The 10069-nt window shown below is 77.3% G+C and carries 2 protein-coding genes; both read left to right on the forward strand.

What is annotated here, in order from left to right:
• Positions 1-137: 137 nt before the first annotated feature.
• Positions 138-6935, forward strand: a complete 6798-nt coding sequence (locus LCE31_RS00770) for a non-ribosomal peptide synthetase (protein ID WP_225011892.1) — start codon at positions 138-140, stop codon at positions 6933-6935.
• Positions 6935-10069, forward strand: a 3135-nt coding sequence (locus LCE31_RS00775) for an amino acid adenylation domain-containing protein (RefSeq protein ID WP_308042156.1), incomplete at its 3' end; no start/stop codon positions are given. The genes LCE31_RS00770 and LCE31_RS00775, both read left to right, overlap by 1 nt.

A 10069-nucleotide genomic window follows, 5' to 3' on the forward strand; every position in this document is an offset into this window, starting at 1 on the left:
GGGGGGGGGCGGGGGCGGTTGGGGGCCCCCCCCCCGGGCGCGCGGGGGGGGGGGCCCCCGGGGGGGGGGGCCGGCCGGGGGGGGGGGCGCGCACGCTCCTCCCTCCGCACGATGCACGACGCGCGAAGACGAATCACGTGAACCTTCAGAAGGGCGAGTCCGCAGTGGACAACGACGACATCGCCGAGCTCCGGCGTGCTCTGGTACGCCGACGGCTCGCGGCGGGCGGGCTCGGCCGTCGGCCGGACCAGGACCGGGCGGGGCCGCGCCAGGACGGCGCGGCGGCCTCGCCCGCCGACGGCGGCCCCGCGCCGCTCAGCGACGGGCAGCGGCACATGTGGCTCGCCCAGCGCCTCGACGCGACCGGCGCCGCGTACAACGTGTGCCTGGCCGTGACACTCTCGGGACCGCTCGACGTCCCCGCGCTGCGGCACGCCCTGTGGGCCCTCGTGGTACGGCACGACGTGCTGCGCACCCGGTATGTCACCGGCGCGGACGGACTCCCGCGGCAGATCGCCGACCCGCCGCCCGCACCGGACGACCTGCCCCTCCCGGTGGCCGACCTCGGGGACGGCGAGGAGGGCGGCCTCGACACCCGGCTCGCGCGGCTCGCCGGGCACCGCTTCGACCTGGGACGCGACTGGCCCGTGCGCACGGCGCTGTGGCGCACCGGCCCCGACGAGCACGTACTCGGTCTCGTGGTGCACCACATCGCCTGGGACGGGGGCACCTGGCCGGTGATCGCGGCGGAGATCGGCGCCGGGTACACGGCCGCCGTCGAGGGCCGCGCCGACCGGCCCGTGGCGGCGATCGAGCCGCGGTACGCGGAGATCACCGCCGGGGCCGGCGAGAGCCGTACGGTGCGCGACGACCTCGACCACTGGGAACGCGCGCTCGCCCACCTGCCGGGGCCGCTGCGGCTGCCGGCCGACCGCCCGGGCGGACGCGGCGGCCGGCGCAGGTCGGTCGTGCTGCCCGCGACGGAGACCGCCGTGCTGACGCGGTTCGCCGCCGGGCGGCACGTCACACCGTTCACACTGCTGCTCGCCGCCATGGGCGTGCTGCTGCACCGGCACGGCGCGGGAACCGATCTGCCGATCGGCTCAGCGGGCATGAACCGCGACACCGGCGCCGCGCAGGCGCTCGTCGGGAACTTCGGCAACACCCTGGTCCTGCGGCTCGGCCTCGAAGGAGACCCCAGTTTCGAGGAGTTGCTGCGGCGCGCCGACGAGGTGCGCGCCGACGCGTTCACCCACCAGGACGCGCCCTACGACAAGGTCGCGGCCCGGCTGCGGCAGGCCGGGGACACCGCGGCGCGGCACGGCGGCGACCTGTTCAACGTCATGCTGCTCTTCCTGACCCAGGACATGACGGGCCCCCGGATGCCCGGGCTGCGCACCCGGTGGCGCAACGTGCACAACGGCACCGCCCAGTTCGATCTCTCCTTCGAGGCGTTCCTGGTCGACGGCGAGCTGGAGATCGAGGCCACGTGCGACGCCGCCCTGTTCTCCGAGGCGCGGATCGACGCACTCCTCGGCGACCTGCGCGCGCTGCTGCACACCGCGGTCGCCGCGCCCGACGCGCCCATCTCCGAACTGCCCGTCTCCGAACTGCCGGTCCCGGGGCCGCCGGTTTCCGAACTGCCGGTCTCCGAACCGGCCGTCTGCGCAACGGGCGTACGGGGCGGGGCGCCGGCGGAACACGGCGACGGCGCGGAACACGGCGACGGCACAGCGGCCGGAGCCGCGCAGAGCCCCGCCGCCGCGCGCACCCCCGCCGAGGTCGAGGCGCTGGTCCGCGACACGATGGCGGAGCTGCTCGAACAGCCCGCCGGGAGCGTCGCACCGGACGGGGACTTCTTCGCGCTCGGCGGCAACTCGCTGCTCGCGACGCGGATGATCGCCGGGCTGCGGGCCGCCCTCGGCACGGACGTGTCGCTGCGGGACGTGGTGCGACTGCGCACTCCGGCCGCGCTCGCCGCGGCCGTCGCGCCGCGCGAGGCGGCGGGCGACTGGCGCGCCGTCACCGGCGCCGACCGTGCCGAGGACGCGGGTCCGCTCACGGCGGGGCAGCGTGCGCTGTGGTTCCTGCGGGCGAGCACCGGGCCCTCGGCCGACTACAACGTGGCACTCGGCCGCACTCTGCGCGGACCGCTCGACGTGGCGGCGCTGCGCGCGGCCCTCGCCGACGTGGTCGAGCGGCACGAGGTGCTGCGCACCCTCTTCGCCGAGCAGGACGACGCCGTCGTGCACCGGGTGCTGACCACGGAGGACGCACTGGCCCGCGGCGCCGGGCTGCGCGTCACCCGGGCGCCCGGCGGCGCCGTGGCCGAGGGCACACCGGCGGACGCCGCCCAGGGGCACTTCGAGGACCTCGACGCGGCCGTCGAGACCGAACTCGCCCATGTCTTCCGCATCGAGGAAGAGCCCGCGCTGCGCGTCACCCTCTTCGAACAGGGCGAGGGCACGTACGTCCTGCTCTTCGTCCTGCACCACCTGGTGTTCGACGAGTGGTCGGAGTCGGTGCTCTGCACCGATCTCGCGAAGGCCTACCGGGCGCGCGTCGCGGGCGGGCTGCCGCGATTCTCCGCGCTGCCCGCGCGGTACGCCGACTTCGCCCGCTGGCAGCGCCGCGTCCTCGCGGAGCCCGGCGGCGAGATGGAACGCCAGCGCGCGTTCTGGGCCGAGACCCTGTGCGACCTGCCCGACCAGATCCCGCTCCCCGCCGACCGCCCGCGCCCCGCGGAGTTCGACCCGGCGGGCGACGCGGTGACGGTGCCCCTGCCGCGGGCCGTCGTCACGGCGCTGCGCGCCCTCGCGGTCCGGCTCGGGGTACCGCCGTTCGCGGTGTGGCACACGCTCGTCGCCCTGCTGCTGTCCCGCAACGGCGCCGGCGCCGACGTGCCGCTCGGCACGCCGGTCTCGGGCCGGGGGACGGGCGAACTCGCGGGCCTGATCGGCATGTTCGTCAACACGGTGGTGCTGCGCTCCGACCTGTCGGGCACACCGTCCTTCGCCGAGTTGGCCACCCGGCTGGCGGAGGCCGACCTCGCCGCGTTCGACCACCAGGACCTGCCGTTCGAGCGGGTGGTGGAGCTGGTCGACCCGCCGCGGGTGCTGGGCCGCAATCCGCTCTTCCAGACCATGCTGCTGTACGTGGACGCCGCGCCGGACGCGCTGCGGCTGCCGGGCGTCGCCGACGAACCGCTGCCCGCGCGACTCGACGTCGCCAAGTTCGACCTGAGCTTCACGGTCGTGGACGACGACCGGGCCGCGGGGCCGCACGCCGTGATCCGCTACAGCACCGCCCTGTTCGAGCGGGCGACGGCGGAGCGCCTGGGCCGTGAGCTGCGCCGTCTCTCCGAGGAGGCGGCCGCGGACCCCGACCGGGCCGTGCCGCGCATCGAGCATCTGCCCGAGGCGGACCGCCGCCTGCTGGTGGAGGAGTTCAACGCGACGGCCCAGCCGGTCAGTTCGGCCAGCCTCGTGGACCTGTTCGCCGCCAGGGCCGCCGCGACGCCGGACGCGATCGCGGTCACCTGCGGGAAGGACGAGGTGACCTACGCGGACCTGGACACGCGGGCGCGCCGGCTCGCGACGGCCCTGGCGGCGCAGGGGGTGGGTCCCGAGAAGGTCGTGGGCGTCCACCTGGAGCGCTCGGTGGAGCTGGTGGTCGCGCTGCTCGCGGCGCTCAGGGCGGGCGGGGCGTTCGTACCGCTCGAACCGGCCTGGCCCTGGCAGCGGATCGCCGAGGTGGTCCGCACCTCGGAGCCCACCGCGGTGGTCACGCGGGAGCCCGCCCGGTTCGCCGGGTCCGGTGTGCCGGCCGTCGAGCCGCCCGACGCCGACGGCGGCGATACGGCCGGTGCGGTGGCGGGCCCGGAGCTGCCGCGCCTCGAACCGGACAGCCTGGCGTACATCATGTACACCTCGGGTTCCACCGGTACGCCCAAGGGCGCCATGATCCGGCACGGCGCGATAGCCAACCGGCTGCTGTGGCAGCGCGAGCTGCTGGGCTTCGGCCCCGGCGACGCGGGGCTGTTCAAGGCCCCCCTCGGCTTCGACATCTCCGTGAACGAGATCTTCCTGCCGCTGGTCACCGGCGCCACGCTGGTCGTGTGCCCGCCCGGCGACGAGCACGACGCGGAGGCGCTGGCCCGGCTCGTCGCCACCCGGCGCGTCACCTTCTGCTACCTGACGTCCTCGCTGCTCGACGTGATGCTCGGCACCGAGGACGCGGCGGGACTCTCGTGCCTGCGGCACGTGTGGTGCGGCGGCGAGGTCCTGACGCCGGAACTCTTCGCGCGCTTTCGCGCCGCCCTCGACGCCACGCTCTACCACGGCTACGGCCCCGCCGAGGCGACCATCGGCGTCAGCCACGAGATCTACGGGCCGGGGCACGAGCGCGGCGCGGTCACCATCGGACACGCCAACCCGAACACGGTCATCCATCTGCTGGACGCGCAGCTGCGCCCGGTCTCACTCGGTGTGCCAGGCGAGATCTATCTGGGCGGTCTGCCGCTGGCGCGCGGCTACGTGGGTGAACCGGGCCGTACGGCCGAGCGGTTCGTCGCCGACCCGTTCTCCGCCGACGGCTCGCGCCTCTACCGCACCGGCGACCTGGGGCGCCGACGGCCCGACGGCACGCTGGAGTTCCTCGGCAGGACCGACAACCAGGTCAAGATCCGCGGCATGCGGGTCGAGCCCGAGGAGGTGGAGGCGGCGCTGTCCGGCCATCCGGCCGTGCGCAGCGCCGCGGTGGTGGCACACCGCGACGGCGGTACGACGCGCCTCGCCGCCTACCATGTGGCCGCCGACGGGGCGGAGTTGACCGAGGAAGCGCTGCGCGGCTGGGTGGGGGAGCGGCTGCCCGCCCACATGGTGCCCGCCTCCTTCACGTCCCTGACGAGCATGCCGCTGCTGCCGTCCGGCAAGGTCGACCGGGCCAGGCTGCCCGCGCCCGCGCCGCGGCGGACCATCTCGCGACCGCCTCGCGGCGCGCGCGAGAGCCTGCTGTGCGAGCTGGTCGCGGGGCTGCTCGGGGTGGACGAAGTGGGCGCGGAGGACGACTTCTTCCGGCTCGGCGGCGACAGCATCCTCTCCATCCAGCTGGTGTCCGCGGCACGCGCCGCGGGTCTGCGGCTGGCGGTGCGCGACGTGTTCGCCGCGCCCACGGTCGCGGGGCTCGCCGCACGGGCCGTCGCCACGGCGGACGGCACGCCGGGCGAGGAGGCGCCGGACGGCGCCGCGTCCCCGGCCGACGAGGGCGACGCCATGCCGCTCGCGCCGCTCCAGCAGGGCCTGCTGTTCCACGCGCTGTCCAGCGAGGGGGCCGACGCCTATGTGGCACAGCTGACCCTGCGCCTCGGCGGCGGGCTGGACGAGTCGGCGCTCCGAGCCGCCGTCGACGGCCTGCCGCGCCGGCACGAGAGCCTGCGCGCGTCCTTCGGACACGACGACAGCGGCGCCCCGGTGCAGCGCTTCGCCGCGGAGGTGCTGGTGCCGTGGCGGGTGGCGGACCTCGGCGGTCTCGAAGAGCGCGAGCGCGAGCGGCGCTGGGCCGAACTGGTGGAGGCCGAGCGCGCCACCCCCTTCGACCCGGGCCGGGCGCCCCTGCTGCGCGCCGTGCTCGGGCGCTTCGGCACGGGGGAGCACCGGCTGCTGCTGACCAACCACCACCTGCTCTTCGACGGCTGGTCGCTGCCGCTGCTCGTGCGCGACCTGCTCGCCGGGTACGCGGGCGGACCGCTCGCGCCGCCCGCCGGCCAGTACCGGGCACATCTGCGCCGGCTCGCACGGCGGGACACCGAAGCGGCGGCCGCCGCGTGGCGGTCGGCGCTCGACGGGCTGCCGGGGCCGACACGGCTGGTGGACGAGGCCACCGAGACCGGCCACCGCGGCGCGGCCGAGCACCGGCTCCCGCTCGGGCGTGACCTGACGGGGCGGCTCACCGCGCTGGCCAGGGAGCGCGGTGTCACCGTCAGCACCCTGCTCTCCGCTGCCTGGGGCATCGTGCTCGGGCTGCTGACCGGCGAGAGCGACACGGTGTTCGGCGCCACGGTCTCCGGCCGGCCGCCCGAACTGCCGGGCGCCGAGGGCACCGTCGGGCTGTTCATCAACACCGTCCCGGTACGGGTACGGGCCGAGCCGTCTCTCTCGTTCGGCGGGCTGCTGCGTCGCCTGCACGAGGAACAGGCCGCCCTCCTCGACCACCAGCACCTGGGGCTCGCCGAGATCCAGCGGCAGGCGGGCGGCGGCGAACTCTTCGACACCCTGCTGGTGTTCGAGAACTACCCGGCCGACCGGGCGGAGCTGGCCGAGACCGCCCGGCGCGGCGGGCTCGACCTGCTCGGCATCGACTCGTCCGACGACACCCACTACCCGCTGACCCTGCTCGTCCAGCCCGGTGACGAGCTGACGGTGCGGCTGCGCCACCGGGGCGCCGCGCTCGGCGCCGAGCGGGTCGCGGCGATCGGGGAGCGGCTGCGCGCCGTGCTCGCCCGGCTCGCCGAGCGGCCCGACGCCCCGCTCGGCGCGCTCGACCCGCTGCTCCCCGGCGAGCCGCGCGGCACCGGGCCCGCGGCGCCCGCGCACCCCGGCGACGTGATCGCGGCCATCGACCGGGCCGCCGCCGCGACGCTGGAGGCGACGGCCGTCACCGCGGACGGCGTCTCCCACGACTACGCCTGGCTCGCGGCCCGCGACCGCCGCATCGCGCGGCTGGGCGCCGCGCCCCGCGCGGGGGCCGCGCGGCGCGGCGGGGGGGCCCAGCCCCCCCGCGCCCCCCCGGTCGCGGCGGGGGCCGCCGGCCGGCGGCCCCCCCCCACTGGGCGGGGCGCGCGGCCCCCCCCCCCCGCGCCGGGGGGGGGGCGCCCCCCCCCGGCGCGGGGCCCGAGCGGCTCGTCGGGATCGCACTGCACCGCGGCGCCGACCTGATCGCGGCGGTGCCCGCGGTGCTGCGCACCGGCGCGGCGTTCCTGCCGCTCGACCCCGGCCAGCCGCCGGCGCGGCTCGCCCGCGTCCTCGCCCAGGCCCGGCCGGTCGCCGTCCTGACGACGCGTGAGGTCGCCAAGACGCTGCCCGCCGGCGACTGCGGCGACGTGCTCATCCTCGACGACCTGGTCCCCGACGGGCTCGAAGGCCCCGCCCCGGCCCCGGTGCGGGAGGGCCAGCCCGCCTATGTCGTCTACACCTCGGGCTCGACGGGTGAGCCCAAGGGCGCCGTGCTGACCCGGCAGGGGCTGCACAACCGGCTGGTGTGGACGGCTGAGGCACACGGCATCGGCCCGGCGGACGTCGTGCTGCACAAGACGCCGATCAGCTTCGACGTGGCGGTGTGGGAGCTGCTGCTGCCCCTGACGGTCGGCGCGCGGGTGGTCGTCGCGGAGCCCGGCGGGCACCAGGACCCCGGCTACCTGGCGGGCCTGATCCGCGCCGAGGGCGTCACGACCGCCCACTTCGTGCCCTCGATGCTGCGCGCCTACCTGGACGACGTACGGCCCGGCGGGTCCCCGGCGCCGCGCAGGCTGCTGTGCAGCGGCGAGGCGCTGCCCGCGGGCCTCGCGGCGCGGGCCGCCGAACTCGGGGCCGAGGTGCACAACCTGTACGGCCCGACGGAGGCGACCATCGACGTCACCGCCGCACGCCACGAGGACGCGCCGGAAGGCACACGGACCGGTCCCACGGTGCCCATCGGGCGGCCCGTGGACGGAACCCGCGTCCACGTGCTGGACCGGGCGCTGCGGCCCGTGCCGCCCGGTGTGCCGGGCGAGCTGTACCTCGGCGGCGTACAACTGGCGCGCGGCTACCTGGGCAGGCCCGACCTGACGGCCGCCCACTTCGTGGCCGACCCCTTCTCGGCCGGCGGCGCGCGGCTGTACCGCACGGGCGACATCGTGCGGACGCTTCCCGACGGCTCGCTCGAATACCTCGGGCGGGGCGACGACCAGGTGAAGATCCGGGGTGTACGTGTCGAGCCCGCCGAGGCCGAGGCGGCGCTGGCCGCACTGCCCGGGGTCGCCGCCGCGACCGTCGTGGCGCGGACGGAGGACCCCGGCGGCGCCCGGCTCGTCGGCTACGCCGTGCCGGAGGCCGGCGGCGGTCCACTGGCGCCAGAAGCGCTGCGGGACGCGCTGGCCGGGGTGCTGCCCGAGCAGCTCGTACCGACGTGGATCGTGGTGCTCGACGCGCTGCCGCTCACCTCGTCGGGCAAGGTGGACCGGCGGGCCCTGCCGGCCCCCGAGCGGCCGGTCGCGGCGGCGGGACGGGCGCCCGAGGGGCAGCGCGAGACGGTGCTGTGCGGCCTGTTCGCCCAGGTGCTCGACCTGCCGTCGGTGGGCCCCGACGACAACTTCTTCGCCCTCGGCGGCGACAGCATCAGCTCGCTGCGGCTGGTCACGCTGGCCCGCACCGCAGGGCTGCGGTGCTCGCCGCGGCAGGTCTTCGAGGCACCCACGCCCGCGGGCCTCGCGGCGCTCGCCGAGGAGTCGGTGCCCGACGTGCCCCGGGCCGCGCCCGACGCGCCCGCGCACGGCCCCGTGCCGCTGACGCCGATCATGCGGCGGCTGCTCGACCGGGGCGGACCCGTCGACGCCTTCGCGCAGTCCGTGGTCGTCAGAACCCCGCCGGGGGCGCGCTCCGACTGGCTGGCCCAGGCGCTCGACGCGGTTGTACGCACCCACGACATGCTCACCGCGCGGCTCGAACCCGACCCGGAAGGCGGCGGTGGCCCCGCGCGGCTGCGGCTGCGGGTCGGGCAGCCGGGCGACGGGGCCGGCGAACCCCCGCGCCGTGTCGAAGGGCTGCCCGCGCCCGAGGACCTCGCGGAGGCCGTACGGCGGGAGTCGGGCCTGCTCGACCCCGCCGCGGGCGGGATGCTGCGCGCGGTCTGGTTCGACGGCGGGCCCGGCGCGCAGGGGCGGCTGCTGCTCGTCGCCCACCACCTGGTGGTCGACGGCGTGTCCTGGCGGGTCCTGCTCACCGACCTGGCTGCCGCCTACGAAGCGGTCTCCGCAGGCCGTACGGCGCGGCTCGCGCCCGTCGGCACCTCGTTCCGCACCTGGGCGCTGGCCGCGGCGGACGTGGCCGCGGCCGGCACCGCCGAGCGGGCCGCCGTGTGGCGCGATCAGCTGGCGGGCCCCCCGCCCCGGCTCGCGGACCGCCCGCTCTCGCCGGAGCGCGACGTACTCGGCGCCACCCGCAGGACGGTGACGGAGGTGCCCGCCGCCCTGACGCGTGAGGTGCTGCGGGCCGCGGCGTCGGCGACGCTCGACGGCGTGGACGCGGGCGGCCGTACCGACGCCCAGCGGGTCCTGCTCGCCGCGCTGGTCGCGGCCCTCGCCCGTACGGGTACGGAGGCGGCGCCGCTGATCCGCCTCGAAGGGCACGGCAGGGAGGAGCAGGTGGTACCGGGCAGCGACCTGACGAGGACGGTCGGCTGGTTCACCACGGCGTTCCCGGTACGGCTCGACGCGTCGGACCTCGACCCCGAAGAGGTGGCCGCGGGCGGTCCCGACGCAGGCCGGCTACTGGCCCGCGTCGGCCGGACCGTCGGCGGCCTGCCCGACCACGGCCTCGACTACGGGCTGTTGCGGTACGCGGGCGGCGCGAGCGAGGCCGTACTCGCGGCCCTGCCGGAACCGCTCATCGGCTTCAACTACCTGGGCAGGTTCGGCGGCGGCGCCGAGGACTGGGCGCTGGACGCGGCGGCGGGACCGCTCGGCGGCGCGGGCGACCCCGCCATGCCGGTGGCGCACGTACTGGACGTCAACGCCGCGGTGGACGGCGGCGGCGCGGAGCCCCGGCTGCGTGTCTCGTGGACGTACCTGCCCGAGCTGCTGCCCGCGCCGGAAGTCGAACGGCTCGCCGCCCACTGGGTCGAAGCCGTGGCCGGGCTCCTCGCGTACCTGCGCGACGCCCCCGCGGCCGGGTCCGCGCCGGCCGCGCCGCCGGCCGGGGGGGGGGCGGCCCCCGGGGCCCCCCCCCGGGGCGCCCCCCGCGCCCCCCGCCGCCCCCGGCCCCCCCCCCCGGGCCGGGCGGGCCGCGCGGGGCCCGCCCCCCCCCCGCCCACC

Origin of the sequence: Streptomyces sp. 8L, from assembly GCF_020176795.1 — a bacterium.
Taxonomy (GTDB): Bacteria; Actinomycetota; Actinomycetes; order Streptomycetales; family Streptomycetaceae; genus Streptomyces.